This is a genomic window from Mycobacterium angelicum (assembly GCF_002086155.1).
GTDB lineage: Bacteria > Actinomycetota > Actinomycetes > Mycobacteriales > Mycobacteriaceae > Mycobacterium > Mycobacterium angelicum.
Genome location: NZ_MVHE01000002.1, coordinates 182,015 through 197,883, shown reverse-complemented (window position 1 = coordinate 197,883; position 15,869 = coordinate 182,015). Strand labels below are relative to the sequence as shown.

11 protein-coding genes are annotated in these 15,869 nt (G+C 67.0%); 10 read left to right on the top strand and 1 reads right to left on the bottom strand.

The features are described from left to right. The first annotated feature begins 53 nt into the window (after nucleotides 1-53). On the top strand, nucleotides 54-1,637 hold the full coding sequence (locus BST12_RS02315; protein ID WP_245850013.1) for an APC family permease: 1,584 nt from the start codon (nucleotides 54-56) through the stop codon (nucleotides 1,635-1,637). Nucleotides 1,638-1,650: 13 nt separating this feature from the next. Here BST12_RS02315 and BST12_RS02310 read toward each other — a convergent pair whose 3' ends face one another. Continuing rightward, nucleotides 1,651-2,112: a PaaI family thioesterase gene (locus tag BST12_RS02310; RefSeq protein ID WP_083111383.1), complete on the bottom strand. Its 462-nt coding sequence runs from the start codon at nucleotides 2,110-2,112 to the stop codon at nucleotides 1,651-1,653. A 265-nt stretch (nucleotides 2,113-2,377) separates the two neighbouring features. Between BST12_RS02310 and BST12_RS02305 the strand changes: the two genes are divergently transcribed. From BST12_RS02305 to BST12_RS02265, 9 genes are all read left to right on the top strand, one after another. Then, entirely contained in the window at nucleotides 2,378-2,794 is a 417-nt protein-coding gene (locus BST12_RS02305) for a BlaI/MecI/CopY family transcriptional regulator (RefSeq protein ID WP_083111382.1), read from the top strand. Between the two features lie 14 nt (nucleotides 2,795-2,808). Then, nucleotides 2,809-3,759, top strand: coding sequence for a M56 family metallopeptidase (locus BST12_RS02300; RefSeq protein WP_083111381.1), 951 nt, complete (start codon nucleotides 2,809-2,811; stop codon nucleotides 3,757-3,759). A gap of 106 nt (nucleotides 3,760-3,865) precedes the next feature. After that, nucleotides 3,866-5,332: an NADP-dependent phosphogluconate dehydrogenase gene (gene gndA / locus BST12_RS02295; protein ID WP_083111380.1), complete on the top strand. Its 1,467-nt coding sequence runs from the start codon at nucleotides 3,866-3,868 to the stop codon at nucleotides 5,330-5,332. Nucleotides 5,333-5,340: 8 nt separating this feature from the next. Next, the gene (locus BST12_RS02290) at nucleotides 5,341-6,777 is read left to right on the top strand and encodes a GuaB1 family IMP dehydrogenase-related protein (protein ID WP_083111379.1); all 1,437 of its coding nucleotides are present in this window, start codon (nucleotides 5,341-5,343) and stop codon (nucleotides 6,775-6,777) included. Between the two features lie 172 nt (nucleotides 6,778-6,949). After that, nucleotides 6,950-8,314 (top strand): hemolysin family protein, encoded by a 1,365-nt coding sequence (locus tag BST12_RS02285; RefSeq protein WP_083111378.1) that lies wholly within the window; start codon nucleotides 6,950-6,952, stop codon nucleotides 8,312-8,314. Further along, a complete protein-coding gene (locus BST12_RS02280) occupies nucleotides 8,311-9,372 on the top strand; it encodes a hemolysin family protein (protein WP_083111377.1) in 1,062 nt (353 codons plus the stop codon). Before BST12_RS02285 ends, BST12_RS02280 begins: the two co-directional genes overlap by 4 nt. A 221-nt stretch (nucleotides 9,373-9,593) precedes the next feature. Then, nucleotides 9,594-11,777: a malate synthase G gene (locus BST12_RS02275; protein ID WP_083111376.1), complete on the top strand. Its 2,184-nt coding sequence runs from the start codon at nucleotides 9,594-9,596 to the stop codon at nucleotides 11,775-11,777. 59 nt (nucleotides 11,778-11,836) lie between these two features. Then, nucleotides 11,837-13,975, top strand: a complete 2,139-nt coding sequence (locus tag BST12_RS02270; protein ID WP_083111375.1) for a substrate-binding domain-containing protein — start codon at nucleotides 11,837-11,839, stop codon at nucleotides 13,973-13,975. A 16-nt stretch (nucleotides 13,976-13,991) separates the two neighbouring features. Continuing rightward, on the top strand, nucleotides 13,992-15,869 hold the full coding sequence (locus BST12_RS02265) for a CocE/NonD family hydrolase (RefSeq protein WP_083111374.1): 1,878 nt from the start codon (nucleotides 13,992-13,994) through the stop codon (nucleotides 15,867-15,869).

The following is a 15,869-nucleotide window of genomic DNA, read 5'->3' as shown; positions in this document are numbered from 1 at the left end:
AACGACAAGCAGCGCAACAGCTTTCGGATTTTCGTTGATTGGAGGTTCATTTCGTGGTGTTTGCTGGGTCCAAGAAGAGCTGGGAAAGCAATGTGGCCGTCGACTCGATACCGATCGCGCCGGACATCCTCGATGACCGCCCCCACCCACCGGCGGATTTGAGCAGCGGCATACCCGCCGAGGACGACGATCAGGCTCAGCTCGAGGCGTTGGGATTCCAGTCCGAATTCCGGCGGGACATGAGCCCGTGGGCCAATTTCTCGCTGGGCTTCACCTACCTCTCGCCGGTGGTGGGCATCTACACCGTGTTCGCGTTCGCGCTGGCCGCCGCCGGTCCGCCGATGATCTGGAGCCTGCTGATCGCGGGAGCCGGGCAGATGCTGGTCGCGCTGGTATTCAGCGAAGTGGTGGCGCAATTCCCGGTGGCCGGCGGCGTCTATCCCTGGGCGCGACGACTGTGGGGCCGCAAATGGGCGTGGATGACCGGGTGGGTTTACATGTTCTGTCTGTTGGCGCTCATCGCGGACGCGGCTTTCGGCGCCGGGCCGTACATGGCCGCCATGTTCGGCTTCGCGCCGTCGGTGCCGGCGAAAATCTACTGCGGTCTCGCGGTACTGGCGCTGGCGACCGTCATCAATCTGACCGGTACCAAGATGCTGGGCTACTTCGCCATCTTCGGCTTTACCGCCGAACTCGTCGGCGCCCTGGTCGTGGGCACCTGGTTGCTGCTCACGCAGCGGCATCACGGGCTCGGTGTGCTCTTCCACAGCTTCGGCGCCCAAGGCGAACACAGCTTCCTGTACGCGTTCCTGGCCGCCAGCCTGATCGCGCTTTACCAATTCTTCGGCTTCGAGGCCTGCGGCGACGTCGCCGAGGAAGTCCCCAACCCGGGCAAGCAGATACCCAAAGCCATGCGCCGCACCATCTACATCGGCGGAGCCGCCGCGACCTTCGTCTGCCTGAGCCTGATCCTGTCGGTCGCCGACTTCGGCGCGGTGATCCGCGGCGAGGACACCAATCCCATCTCGACCGTTTTGACCAGAACCTTCGGCGACGTCGGATCCAGAATCGTGCTCGCCATCGTGCTGATTTCGTTCGTGTCGTGTGCCCTGAGCCTGCAAGCCGCCGCCAGCCGGCTCATCTACTCCTACGGCCGTGACGACATGATCGTGGGCTCGCGGCTGCTGGCGAAATTCGACCACAAACGACATGTGCCGCCCTACGCCCTGCTGGCGGCGGTAATCGTGCCGGCGGCTTTGATCATCGGATCGATCGTCTCCACCCACCCGCTGACCAAACTCATCAGCTTCGGCACGGTCGGGGTGTACATCGGCTTCCAGATGGTCGTACTGGCCGCGCTGCGCGCCAGGGTGAAGGGCTGGACACCGTCGGGCAAGTATCGGCTGGGCCGCTGGGGCATGCTCGTCAACATCGGCGCGCTGATCTATGGCGTCGCGGCGATCGTCAACATTTGCTGGCCGCGGACGCCCGAGGCGCCCTGGTATGACAACTACGTCGTCCTACTGATGTCGGGCCTCGTGGTAGGTCTGGGTCTGGTCTACCTGGTCACGACCCGCGCCCACACCAAAAGCGATGCGCCGCACGCTGATGCGATCCCGGCGGCCGATGCGGCTTAGCGCCCTACCGTCCTTATAGGTTCTGTAGCCGCACCTGACCGCGGGCCACCACCCGGTCGTCGTCGTCGGTGATCGTGACCAGCCAGAGTTGCTGGCGCCGACCACGGTGCACCGGTTCGGCCCGGCCGTACACCGTCCCGGAGCTGATGGATCGCAGAAAGTCGGTGTTGTTGTTGACGCCGACCACTTCCCCGCCGCCGTTGGAGGCGAGCCAGGTGAAGGCGGCCACACTGGCCATGCTCTCGATCATCGAGCAGTAGACGCCGCCGTGCACAAGGCCCATCGGCTGCAACAGGTTCGGCTTGACCTCGAGCTGGGCGCGGGCACCGTCGGGGCTGAGTTCGGTGAACTGCAGGCCGAGCTGCGTGTCGAACGGCGCGGTGAAATCCGGCGGGATGGGGGGCGTGAGCGCATCTGCTGAGTCCGGCGCGTCCGGCGTGGAGGCCACGTTCTCGTGTCTACACGATCGATGCATGTACAGAAACGGGCGAGCCCCGTGACGTGTCACGGGGCTCGCCGATCGAGTAGACCGGGGGTCGCTGCAGCCCTCAGGACTCTGCCGCGGTCATTGTTTCGCTCGACCGGATTCAGCATAGGCAAGGCTGCCCTAATTTCGCAAGCGCTGAGCGCGTAGTGTTCGTTCGTGTCGGGCCGCGCGTTTCGTTTCGGCGGCTGGGGATACGACGGTCGGTAGTAAGCCGGAGTACGCTTGTTTCAACCTTGATGGAGATGAACGAACTATGGCCAAGCTGACGCGGCTGGGGGATCTGGAACGCGCCGTGATGGATCACCTGTGGTCTACGGCGGAACCGCAGACCGTTCGCCAGGTCCACGAAGCGTTGTCGGCTCGGCGCGACCTCGCTTACACGACGGTGATGACTGTGTTGCAACGGTTGGCCAAGAAGAATCTGGTCTCCCAGCTTCGCGACGATAGGGCCCACCGCTACGCGCCGGTGCACGGCCGCGACGAGCTCGTTGCCGGGCTCATGGTCGATGCGTTGGACCAGGCCGAGGACTCCGGCAGCCGGCAGGCTGCGCTGGTGCATTTCGTCGAGCGGGTCGGGGCCGATGAGGCGGACGCTCTTCGGCGGGCGCTCGCCGAATTGGAAATCAGCCATCGCGATTCGCCATCTGCTGGCGCTCCAGCGGAGGACTGAGGGAGACTGGCAGCGTGTCCGCGCTGGCCTTCACCTTCCTCGCGGTGCTGCTGGCTGGTCCGACACCGGCCTTGTTGGCACGAGCGACGTGGCCGTTGCGCGCCCCGCGCGCCGCGATGGTGCTCTGGCAAGCCATAGCCCTGGCCGCCGCGCTCTCGGCATTCAGCGCGGGGATCGCGATAGCCAGCCGGCTGCTCATGCCCGGGCCCGACGGGCGCCCCACCGCCAGCATTCTGGGTGCCGAGGGCCGGCTGGGTTGGCCGCTGTGGACGGCATACCTCGCCGTGTTCGCCCTCACCGTGCTGGTCGGAGTGCGACTGGTGGCCGCCGTGGTGCGGGGCGCCATCGCCACCCGTCGGCGACGGGCTCACCACCGCATGGTGGTTGATCTGGTCGACGTCGGATGTGACGGTGCGCTGGCCCAGCCCTGCACGCGGGCTCGCGACCTGCGCGTTTTGGACGTCCCGCAGCCACTTGCCTACTGTCTGCCGGGAGTGCGCAGCCGGGTCGTCGTCAGCGAAGGCGCGCTGAACACGCTCGGCGACGCGGAGGTCGCCGCGATCCTCACCCACGAGCGTGCTCACCTGCGGGCCCGGCACGACCTGGTGCTCGAAGCGTTCACCGCGGTGCATGCGGCATTTCCCCGGGTGGTGCGCAGCGCCAACGCGCTGGGCGCGGTACAGCTGCTCGTCGAGCTGTTGGCCGACGACGCAGCGGTTCGCGCGGCCGGTCGCACTCCCCTGGCCCGCGCATTGGTGGCCTGCGCCTCGGGCCGGGCACCCAGGGGCGCGTTGGCGGCCAGCGGTTCCAGCACGGTGCTGCGGGTGCGACGGCTATCCGGGCGCGGCAACAGCCTGCGGCTGTCGGTGGCTGCGTATCTGGCCGCGGCGGCCGTGCTGGTGGTGCCGACGATCGCGCTGGCCGTACCTTGGCTCACTGAACTGCACCGGCTGATCGCTTTCTAGCGCCTGGCGAAACACCTTGGAGGGCCACAAGTCCGGTGTGCCACAGTGTGTCCGAAGCTTTTGCCGCAGATTCCCGACTTAACAGGCCCAACGGAGAGGCGAAGACATGAGTGCCCCGGCTGCATCGGAATCGACCACCGCCACCGCGCAGATCGGCGTCACCGGCCTGGCCGTGATGGGCTCGAACATCGCCCGCAACTTCGCCCGCCACGGCTACACCGTCGCGCTGCACAACCGGTCCATCGCCAAGACCGATGCGCTTCTCAAAGACCACGGTGACGAGGGCAAGTTCGTCCGGTCGGAGACCATCGCCGAATTTCTCGACGCGCTGGAAAAGCCGCGGCGCGTGCTGATCATGGTCAAAGCCGGAGATCCCACCGACGCCGTCATCAACGACCTCGCCGACGCCATGGAAGAGGGCGACATCATCATCGACGGCGGCAACGCGCTCTACACCGACACCATTCGCCGGGAGAAGGCGATGCGCGAGCGCGGGCTGCACTTCGTCGGCGCCGGGATTTCCGGCGGTGAGGAGGGCGCGCTGAACGGACCGTCGATCATGCCCGGCGGCCCCGCTGCGTCGTACAAGTCGCTGGGTCCGCTGCTCGAGGAGATCTCCGCGCATGTCGACGGGGTGCCGTGCTGCACCCACATCGGACCCGACGGCGCCGGGCATTTCGTCAAGATGGTGCACAACGGCATCGAGTACTCCGACATGCAGCTCATCGGCGAGGCCTACCAGTTGTTGCGCGACGCCCTGGGCAAGACCGCTGACCAGATCGCCGACGTGTTCGAGGAGTGGAACAAGGGCGACCTGGACAGCTTCCTGGTCGAGATCACCGCACAGGTGCTGCGCCAAACCGACGCCAGAACCGGTAAGCCGCTCGTCGACGTCATCCTGGATGAGGCCGAGCAGAAGGGCACCGGCCGCTGGACGGTGAAGTCCGCGCTGGACCTTGGCGTGCCGGTCACCGGGATCGCCGAGGCGGTGTTCGCCCGCGCGCTGTCGGGTTCGGTGGCCCAGCGCAAGGCAACCACCGGGTTGGCTTCCGGTGCGCTGGGTGAAAACCCCAGTGACGCAACTCAATTCGTCGAGGACGTCCGTCAGGCCCTGTACGCGTCGAAGATCATCGCCTACGCCCAGGGCTTCAACCAGATTCAGGCGGGCAGCGCCGAGTACGACTGGAGTATCAAACCGGGCGACTTGGCGACGATCTGGCGCGGCGGGTGCATCATCCGGGCGAAGTTCCTCAACCGGATCAAGGACGCATTCGACGAGGACCCCGATTTGCCGACGCTGATCGTCGCGTCGTACTTCCGCAGCGCGATCGAGGCCGCGATCGACGGCTGGCGTCGCGTGGTGGTGACTGCGACGCAACTGGGTATCCCGATTCCGGGGTTCTCCTCGGCCCTGTCCTACTACGACGCTTTGCGCACCGAGCGGCTGCCCGCCGCGCTCACGCAAGGATTGCGCGATCTGTTCGGCGCGCACACCTACGGGCGCATCGACGACGAGCCGGACAAGCGCTTCCACACGCTGTGGAGCGGCGACCGCAGCGAAGTGCCGATCTAAGGATTGCGATGAGGTTTCTGGATGGGCACCGACCCGGGTACGACCTGACCTACAGCGACGTGTTCATCGTGCCGAACCGTTCGGATGTCGCGTCCCGCTTCGACGTCGACTTGTCCACCGGCGACGGCTCGGGCACCACCATTCCGGTGGTTGTCGCCAACATGACCGCGGTAGCCGGGCGGCGGATGGCCGAAACGATCGCCCGCCGCGGCGGCATCGTCATCCTGCCCCAGGACCTGCCGACTCCGGCCGTGCAGCAGACGGTCGAGTTCGTCAAGAGCCGGGACCTCGTGCTCGATACGCCGGTCACGCTGGCGCCCGACGATTCGGTGTCCGACGCGATGGCCCTGATCCACAAGCGCGCGCACGGGGCCGCCGTGGTGCTCTTCGAGGGACGCCCGATCGGTTTGGTGCGGGAATCGTCGTACGTGGGAGTCGACCGCTTCACCCGAGTCCGCGACATCGCGGTGACCGACTTCGTGACCGCCCCGGTGGGCACCGATCCGCGCAAGATCTTCGATCTGCTCGAGCACACCCCCGTCGACGTCGCGGTGCTGACCACCGCGGACGGAACCCTGGCCGGAGTGCTGACCCGCACCGGTGCCGTCCGCGCCGGCATTTACACCCCGGCCATCGACAGCGCCGGCCAGCTGCGGGTCGGCGCGGCCGTCGGCATCAACGGCGACGTGGGCGCCAAGGCCCGCGGCCTCGTTGAAGCCGGCGTGGACCTTCTGGTTATCGACACCGCACACGGGCACCAGGTCAAGACGCTCGACGCGATCGGTGCGGTCGCGGCCCTGGACCTGGGTGTGCCGCTGGTGGCCGGAAATGTGGTGTCGGCGGAGGGAACTCGGGATCTGCTGGAGGCCGGTGCGAGCATCGTCAAGGTCGGTGTCGGGCCCGGCGCGATGTGCACCACCCGGATGATGACCGGTGTCGGCCGACCGCAATTCTCCGCAGTGCTGGAATGCGCCGCCGCCGCACGAGAACTCGGCGGTCATGTCTGGGCCGACGGCGGCATCCGGCATCCGCGGGACGTGGCGCTGGCGCTGACCGCGGGCGCGTCGAACGTGATGATCGGATCCTGGTTCGCCGGCACCTACGAGTCTCCCGGCGACCTGATGCGCGACCGCGACGATCAGCCGTTCAAGGAGAGCTACGGCATGGCCTCCAAGCGCGCGGTGGTCGCCAGAAGCGGTGCGGACAGCCCCTTCGACCGGGCACGCAAGGCGTTGTTCGAGGAGGGCATCTCGACGTCGAGGATGGGCCTCGACCCCGATCGGGGCGGCGTGGAGGACCTGCTCGACCACATCACCTCTGGCGTTCGCAGCACCTGCACCTATGTCGGCGCCTCGAACCTGGAAGAGCTGCATGAGCGCGCCGTGATCGGTGTGCAGTCGGCGGCCGGCTTCGCCGAGGGGCATCCCCTGCCCACCGGCTGGTGACTCCGTCCCGGCCCGCGGGGCCAGCGGTTGGCTACCATGTGAACTTCAAACCCGCAGCAACGAGCTGCGCGGCCGTGAGGGAAAGGGATGACGTGCCGCAGGCACCCGTCGAGGCCCCCGGCCGGGCGGGCTTCCGGGATGAGCGGCCCGCACCACGACAGCCGGCTCACCGATGAACTCCCTCGTCAGCGTTCTGGCCATTCTCGTGCTCACGGCGGGCACCGCGGTGTTCGTCGCGGCCGAATTCTCGCTGACTGCGCTCGACCGCAGCACGGTTGAGGCCAACGCCCGCAGCGGCTCGGGCCGCGACCGGTTCATCCGCCGCGCCCACCACAGGTTGTCGTTTCATCTCTCCGGTGCCCAGCTGGGTATCTCGATCACGACTCTGGCGACCGGCTATCTGACCGAACCGCTGGTGGCCAACCTGCCGCATCCCTGGTTGGACGCCATGGGGATATCGGACAAGATGGCCGACACCATTACGGCCTTGCTTGCGCTGGTCGTCGTCACGTCGGTGTCGATGGTGTTCGGTGAACTCGTTCCCAAATACCTGGCGGTGGCACGCCCGCTGACGACCGCCCGCGCGGTCGTGCTCCCGCAGTGGTTGTTTTCGGTGCTGTTGACCCCGGCCATCCGGCTGACCAACGGCGCGGCGAACTGGATCGTCCGCCAATTCGGCATCGAGCCGGCCGAGGAACTACGGTCGGCCCGTACGCCGCAGGAACTGGTTTCCCTGGTGCGCAGCTCGGCGCGCAGTGGGTCGCTCGACGACGCCACGGCGTCGCTGATGCACCGCTCACTGCAGTTCGGCACGTTGACTGCCGAGGAACTGATGACACCACGGTCCAAGATCGTGGCGCTGCAGACCGACGACACCATCGCAGACCTGGTTGCCGCCGTCGCCGCGTCCGGGTTCTCCCGGTTCCCCGTGGTCCGGGGCGACCTCGACGAAACCGTCGGCATCGTGCACGTCAAGCAGGTATTCGAAGTCCCGCCCGCGGCTCGTGCGCATACCTTGTTGACCACCGTCGCCACACCCGTAGCGGTGGTGCCCTCGACTCTGGACGGCGACGCGGTGCTGGCGCAGATCCGCGCCAATGCGCTGCACACCGCGATGGTGGTCGACGAGTACGGGGGCACGGCGGGCATGGTGACCGTCGAGGACCTGATCGAGGAAATCGTGGGTGACGTCCGCGACGAACACGACGACGCGACGCCGGACGTGGTGGCCGGCGAAACCGGATGGCGGGTATCGGGTCTGCTGCGCATCGACGAGGTGGCGTCGGCCACCGGCTACCGAGCCCCGGAGGGACCCTACGAGACCATCGGCGGCCTGGTGCTGCGCGAACTCGGCCATATCCCGGTGGCCGGCGAAACCGTCAAGGTGACGGCGTTGGATCACGCCGGCCTGCCGGACGACGCGCTGCACTGGCTGGCCACGGTGGTTCAGATGGACGGCCGCCGGATCGACCTGCTGGAGCTGACCGACCTGACCGGTCAACCCAGACGTGCCGGCATAGAACGGGACACCGAATGAATCCCATCTGGGCAGTGGTGCTGGCGATCCTGCTGATCGCCGTCAACGCGTTCTTCGTCGGAGCGGAATTCGCGCTGATCTCGGCCCGCCGGGACCGCCTGGAAGCGCTGGCCGAGCAAGGCCGCGCCAGCGCGGTCACGGTGATTCGGGCCGGTGAGCAACTCCCGGCGATGCTGGCGGGCGCTCAGCTGGGCGTCACGGTGTCGTCGCTGCTGCTCGGGCGCATCGGCGAACCCGCCGTCGCCGAGCTGCTGCATTCATCGCTGGGATTCACCGGCATCCATCCGGCGTTGCTGCACACGCTGTCGTTCGTCATCGCGCTGGCCATTGTCGTAACGCTGCATGTGCTGCTCGGCGAGATGGTGCCCAAGAACATCGCACTGGCCGGCCCGGAGCGCACCGCGATGCTGCTGGTGCCGCCCTACCTGCTGTATGTGCGCGCCGCGCGCCCCTTCATCGTGCTGTACAACAAGTGCGCCAACGCGATCCTGCGGGGGCTGGGCGTCGAACCCAAAGACGAACTCGACATCACCGTCTCCACCGTGGAGCTCAGCGAGATGATCGCGGAATCGCTGTCCGAAGGTCTGCTGGACCGCGAGGAGCACACCAGGCTCACTCGCGCTTTGCGGGTCCGCACCCGGGTGGTCGGCGATGTCGCGGTGCCGCTGTCCGATATCCGCGCGATCCCGGTGGCCGCGGCGGGCTCCGGTCCCACCGTCGGCGCGGTGGAAGAGGCCCTGGCTCAGACGGGTTATTCCCGGTTTCCGGTGCTCGACCGCAACGGCAAGTACATCGGATATGTGCACATCAAAGACATGCTGACGCTGGCCGACGATCCCAAGACCGTCGTCGATCTGGCTCTGGTGCGTCCGCTGCCGCTGGTGCCGAGATCGCTCGGGCTGCCCGAGGCCATGTCGCATCTGCGCCGCAGCAACAGCCATCTGGCATTGGTGACGGCCGACAGTGCCGAAGGCGGTGCCGTGGTTGCCATGGTTGCGCTGGAGGATCTGGTGGAAGACTTGGTGGGAACCATGCGGGACGGGCCACCGCGCGATTGACCGGCGCGGTGCCCGGCACGGCTGTACGCAACCCGTATGATCTGAGCGCGACCCGCGTTGCCAGGAAGCAATTCGCGGGACCATCAGGAAGCCACGGACCAAGCTGTCAGCGCGGCGTGACCTGCTGTTGCGGTCGGCCGGGATACGCTCGTGCGGCTGCAGGTCGGTAGGCTGACGCAGTAGCCAGTGCAGGGCCGGTGTGGCCATTACGGAGGAGAACCATGACTGATCGCGTGTCGGCGGGCAACTTGCGCGTCGCTCGGGTGCTCTACGATTTCGTGACCAAAGAGGCCCTTCCTGGCACTGACATCGACCCGGACAGCTTCTGGGCGGGCGTCGACAAGGTCGTCACCGACCTGACACCGCAAAACCAGGCCCTGCTGAACACCCGCGACGAACTGCAGGCCCAGATCGACAAATGGCACCGGCACCGGGTCCTCGAGCCGCTCGACATCGACGCATACCGTCAGTTCCTCACCGAGATCGGCTACCTGCAGCCCGAACCGGACGACTTCACCATCACCACCTCCGGGGTCGACGACGAGATCACCACCACGGCCGGCCCGCAGCTCGTGGTGCCCGTTCTCAACGCCCGGTTCGCACTCAACGCCGCCAACGCCCGCTGGGGCTCCCTCTACGACGCCCTGTACGGGACCGATGTCATCCCAGAAGACGACGGCGCGGAAAAGGGCAGCGGCTACAACAAGGTTCGCGGCGACAAGGTCATCGCCTACGCGCGCAAGTTCCTCGACGACAGCGCGCCGCTGGCGTCGGGCTCCTACACCGACGCCACCGGATTCCAGGTGGCCGACGGCCAGCTGGTGGTCACCCTTGCGGAGGGATCCACCGGCTTGGCCGACGCGGGCCAGCTCGCCGGCTACACCGGCGAGGCCGAGTCGCCGGCGTCGGTGTTGCTGGTCAACCACGGTCTGCACATCGAGATCCTGATCGACCCGGAATCACCGATCGGTAAGACCGATGCCGCCGGCGTCAAGGACGTGATCCTGGAATCGGCGATCACCACGATCATGGACTTCGAGGACTCCGTCACCGCCGTCGACGCTTACGACAAGGTGCTCGGCTACCGCAACTGGCTTGGCCTGAACAAGGGCGACCTGTCCGAGGAAGTCCTCAAGGACGGCAAGACGTTCACCCGGGTACTCAACCAGGACCGCACCTACACGAAGCCGGATGGCGGCGAACTCACCCTGCCGGGCCGCAGCCTGCTGTTCGTGCGCAACGTCGGGCACCTGATGACCAACGACGCGATCGTCGATTCAGACGGCAACGAGGTGTTCGAGGGCATCATGGACGCCCTGTTCACCGGCGTGACAGCCATCCACGGAATCAAGACCGGCGAAGCCAACGGGTCCCTGACCAACAGCCGCACCGGGTCCATCTACATCGTCAAGCCCAAGATGCACGGCCCGGCCGAGGTCGCCTTCACCTGCGAGCTGTTCAGCCGCGTCGAAGACGTGCTCGGCCTGCCGCAGGGCACGCTCAAAGTCGGCATCATGGACGAGGAGCGGCGTACGACGGTCAATTTGAAGGCGTGCATCAAGGCCGCCGCGGACCGGGTGGTGTTCATCAACACCGGCTTCCTGGACCGAACCGGTGACGAGATCCACACCTCGATGGAAGCCGGCCCGATGATCCGCAAGGGTGCGATGAAAAACACCACCTGGATCAAGGCCTACGAGGACGCCAACGTCGACACCGGTCTGGCCGCCGGGTTCAAAGGCAAGGCGCAGATCGGCAAGGGCATGTGGGCGATGACCGAGCTGATGGCCGACATGGTCGAGCAGAAGATCGGCCAGCCCAAGGCCGGCGCCACCACCGCCTGGGTGCCCTCGCCGACGGCGGCCACCCTGCACGCTATGCACTACCACCAGGTTGATGTGGGCGCTGTCCAGGAGGAGCTGGCCGGCAAGAAGCGCACCACCATCGAGGAGCTGCTGACGATTCCGCTGGCCAAGGAGCTGGCCTGGGCACCCGAGGAGATCCGCGAAGAGGTCGACAACAACTGTCAGTCCATCCTCGGCTACGTGGTGCGCTGGGTGGAGCAGGGCGTCGGCTGCTCGAAGGTGCCCGACATCCACAACACCGCGCTCATGGAGGACCGCGCCACCCTGCGCATCTCCAGTCAGTTGCTGGCCAACTGGTTGCGTCACGGCGTGATCACCAGCGAGGACGTCCGGGCCAGCCTGGAGCGGATGGCGCCGTTGGTGGACAAGCAGAACGCCGGGGATGCGGCCTACCGTCCGATGGCGCCCAACTTCGACGACAGCATCGCGTTCCTGGCCGCCCAGGAGCTGATTTTGTCCGGCGGCCAGCAGCCCAACGGTTACACCGAGCCGATCCTGCATCGCCGCCGGCGCGAATTCAAGGCTCGCGGCGGTGCGTGATTTCAGTTCGACATGCGCCAACCTGCAGCGGATGTCTAAGAGAGGACGCATAAGCCGGTATGGGTAGGCACAGCAAGCCCGACCCCGAAGATTCAGGCCCCGATTCAGGCCCCGAGCCGTCTGACGCGCACTCGGCCGAACATCAGGACCCGGGCGACGAGATAGCTGACCATCCCGACGGGGGCGATCCGGACGGTTTCGACTATCCCGAAAGCTTCGACGAGCCGTCGGCCGCGGATTTTCCGGGCAGCTTCGCCTACTCGGCGGGCGACGAAGGCCGGTGCCCGGATCACGAGCATTACGCCGACGAGGACCACTACCCCACCGCCGGCGCCTATTCGGCGGCCGCTGACGAGGAATATCCCGACTTCGGCCCGCGCCCGGAAGGTGCGGATCCGGCGGGCCCGGAGCCGCTGGCGGCCACACCACCGCCGCTGTTCCGCGCCGGCCACCGCGGACTTGGCGCGTGGCAAGGCGGGCACCGCAGCACCGGCAAGCGGCGTGGAGTCAGCATCGGCGTGATCGTGGCGCTCGTCGCGGTCGTCGTGGTGGTGGCCGGGGTGATCCTGTGGGGCTTCTTCAGCGACGCACTGTCGCACCGCTCACAGACGGCAGCCGCGCGCTGTGTGGGCGGCAAGGACAACGTCGCGGTCATCGCCGACCCGACCATCGCCGACCAGGTGAAGACTCTTGCCGACGGCTACAACGCCTCCGCCGGGCCGATCGGTGACCGCTGTGTGACGGTCACCGTCAAACCGTCCGGCCCCGACGCCGTCATCGCGGGCTTCATCGGCAAGTGGCCCGCCGAACTGGGTGGTCAACCGGGCCTGTGGGTTCCGGGCAGCTCCATCTCGGCGGCGCGGCTGGCCGGGGCGGCCGGCCAGAAGACCATCAGCGACAGCCGTTCGCTGGTGACGTCACCGGTGCTGGTCGCCATCCGCCCCGAACTCCAGCAGGCCCTGTCCAAGCAGAACTGGGCGGCACTGCCCGGCCTGCAGACCAACCCCAATTCGCTGGCGGCATTGAACCTGCCCAGCTGGGGATCATTGCGGATGGCACTGCCGATTGCCGGCAACGGCGACGCCACCTTCCTGGCCGGTGAGGCGATCGCGGCGGCCTCGGCTCCGTCCGGCGCGCCACCGACCGCCGGCAGTGCCGCGGTGCGCACGTTGATGGGCGGACAACCCAAGCTGACCGACGAGTCACTGGCCGAGGCGATGAACGCCCTGGTCAAGCCCAGCGATCCGGCCGCCGCACCCGTGCACGCGGTGGTCACCACCGAACAGCAGCTGTTCCAGCGCGGCCAATCGATGCCGGACGCCAAGAGCAAGCTGGCATCCTGGTTGCCGCCCGGACCGGTCGCGCTGGCCGACTATCCGACCGTGCTGCTCAGCGGTTCCTGGCTATCGCAGGAACAGACCACAGCTGCCAGCGCTTTCGCCAGATACATGCACAAGCCCGAGCAATTGGCCAAGCTGGCCAAAGCGGGCTTCCGCGTCAACGACGTCAAGCCGCCGAGCAGCCCCGTGACCAGCTTTCCGGCGCTGCCTGCCACGTTGTCCGTCGGTGACGACGCGATGCGCGCCACCCTGGCCGACACCATGTCCACTCCGTCGACCGGTGTCGCCGCGACGATCATGCTCGACCAATCGTTGCCCATGGACGACGGCGGCAAGACCCGGCTGGCCAATGTCGTTGCAGCACTTAACAATCGGATCAAGGCCTTACCGTCAACCGCGGTCATTGGGCTGTGGACGTTCGACGGCCACGAGGGCCGGTCCGAGGTGGCGACCGGGCCGCTGGCCGACCAGGTCAACGGTCAGCCCCGCACCGCGGCGCTGACCGCCGCACTCGACAAGCAGTATTCGTCGGGCGGCGGTGCGGTGTCGTTCACCACGCTGCGCATGATCTACCAGGAGACGCAGGCCAATTACCGTTCTGGTCAAGCGAATTCGATTCTGGTGATCACCGGAGGGCCGCACACCGATCAGAGCCTGGACGGCAACGGGCTGCAGGATTTCATTCGCACCAGCGCAGACCCGGCCAAGCCGGTCGCGGTCAACGTGATCGACTTCGGTGACGACCCGGACCGGGCCACCTGGGAAGCCGTCGCCCGGCTCAGCGGCGGCGGTTACCAGAACCTGCCGACGTCGGCCACCCCGGACCTGGCGACGGCGGTCAACACCTTCTTGAGCTAATCAGCCTGGTTACCCCATGAGCAGACACAGCGGCTCGGATGCGGCCTGGTACACCACCCAGGACACACCGCCCGCTTACCGGGGCATGCGCTACTCATCCTGCTACGTGACGATGCGCGACGGGGTGCGGCTCGCCGTCGACGTCTACCTGCCCGCGGGGCTGACCAGTGGGGTACGGCTGCCCGTGATTCTGCACCAAACCCGCTACTACCGGTCCATGGAGTTGCGCCGGCCGTTGCGAATGTTGCTGCGGGGCATGCCGTTTCAGCACATCGGGGCCGATAAGCAGCGTCGCAGACGGTTCGTGGCCGCCGGCTACGCCTGGATCGACGTAGACGTGCGCGGAGCGGGCGCGTCGTATGGTTCGCGCGCCTGTGAATGGTCGCCCGACGAAATCCGCGACGGTGCCGAAATAGTCGACTGGATCGTGCGCCAGCCGTGGTGCAACGGAAAAGTCGCGGCCCTGGGAAATTCGTACGACGGCACCTCAGCTGAGTTTCTGCTGGTCAACCGCCACCCCGCGGTCCGGGTGATCGCGCCGTGCTTCTCGCTCTTCGACATCTACACCGACATCGCGTTTCCGGGTGGCATTCACGCCGCGTGGTTCACCGAAACCTGGGGGCGCTACAACGACGCACTCGACCGCAACGCCCTCTACGAAATGCTTTGGTGGGCAAGGCTTCCGCTGATAGGCCCGCAACCGGTGCAAGACGACCACGACCGCGCCCTGCGCGACGGGGCCATTGCCGCCCATCGCGCCAATTACGACGTCCATGAGTTCGCGGCGTCGCTGACGTTCCGTGACGACGTCGCGCCGTCGGACCCGTTTCACGGCCCGGCCGACCTCCGTGCCCAGCCGATCGGTACACCCATCGACCCGGTCGGCAGCATCGATCTGATCAGCCCGCACAACTACTGGCATGACGTCGAGGCGTCCGGGGCGGCCATCTACAGCTACAGCGGCTGGTTCGACGGCGGCTACGGACATTCGGCGATCAAACGCTTCCTCACCGTATCCACTCCGGGCAGCCGCTTGGTCCTGGGACCGTGGAACCACACCGCCGGCTGGCGCGTCGATCCGTGGCATGGGCTGAGCAGGCCCGAGTTCGATCACGACCGTGAGCTGTTGCGGTTTGTCGACCAGCACCTCAAGGGCGCCGAGACAGGCATCGACACCGAGCCGCCGGTGCATTACTTCACCATGGGCGAAGACCGCTGGAAGACGGCCGAGACGTGGCCCCCGCCCGCGGACACGCGCAGCTACTACCTCGCCGCCCAGCGGCAGCTCAGCCTGAACCCGCCCGAGTCCGACAGCGACGCAGACGGATACGTGGTGGACCAGACGGCTGGAACCGGCGAACACTCCCGCTGGCATGCCCAGGTGGGCATCGGTGGACATGTGCGTTACCCCGACCGCAAGGTCCAGGACGCCAAGCTGCTCAGCTACACCTCGGCTGCGCTGGACCGTCCGCTTGAGGTGACCGGGCATCCGGTGGTCACGCTGTACGTCACGTCCAGCGCCAGCGACGGCACGTTCTTCGTCTATCTGGAGGATGTCGATCCGCAGGGCCGGGTTAGCTACCTCACCGAGGGTCAGTTGCGCGCCGTCCACCGCCGGCTCAGCGACTCGCCGTCGCCGTACCGCCAGGCCGTCCCCTACCGCACCTTCAAGCGCACCGACGCGCAGCCTCTAGTCGCCGGCGAGATCGCCGAGCTGACTTTCGACCTGCTGCCGACGTCGTATCTCTTCCAGCCGGGCCACCGCATCCGTCTGGCCATTGCCGGCGCAGACGCGAGCCACTTCGCGGTCCTGCCCGGCGGGCCACCCACCGTGCACGTGCACCGCAGCCGGCTGCACGGGTCGCGGGTGGACCTGCCCGTCGTACAGTCCTAG

Excerpts from the sequence above, each read along its gene's own strand:
- BST12_RS02305 (WP_083111382.1), top strand. The coding sequence starts at position 2,378 with ATGGCCAAGCTGACGCGGCTGGGGGATCTGGAACGCGCCGTGATGGAT.
- BST12_RS02280 (WP_083111377.1), top strand. The coding sequence starts at position 8,311 with ATGAATCCCATCTGGGCAGTGGTGCTGGCGATCCTGCTGATCGCCGTC.
- BST12_RS02285 (WP_083111378.1), top strand. The coding sequence starts at position 6,950 with ATGAACTCCCTCGTCAGCGTTCTGGCCATTCTCGTGCTCACGGCGGGC.
- BST12_RS02265 (WP_083111374.1), top strand. The coding sequence starts at position 13,992 with ATGAGCAGACACAGCGGCTCGGATGCGGCCTGGTACACCACCCAGGAC.
- gndA (WP_083111380.1), top strand. The coding sequence starts at position 3,866 with ATGAGTGCCCCGGCTGCATCGGAATCGACCACCGCCACCGCGCAGATC.
- BST12_RS02310 (WP_083111383.1), bottom strand. The coding sequence starts at position 2,112 with ATGCATCGATCGTGTAGACACGAGAACGTGGCCTCCACGCCGGACGCG.
- BST12_RS02290 (WP_083111379.1), top strand. The coding sequence starts at position 5,341 with ATGAGGTTTCTGGATGGGCACCGACCCGGGTACGACCTGACCTACAGC.
- BST12_RS02275 (WP_083111376.1), top strand. The coding sequence starts at position 9,594 with ATGACTGATCGCGTGTCGGCGGGCAACTTGCGCGTCGCTCGGGTGCTC.
- BST12_RS02270 (WP_083111375.1), top strand. The coding sequence starts at position 11,837 with ATGGGTAGGCACAGCAAGCCCGACCCCGAAGATTCAGGCCCCGATTCA.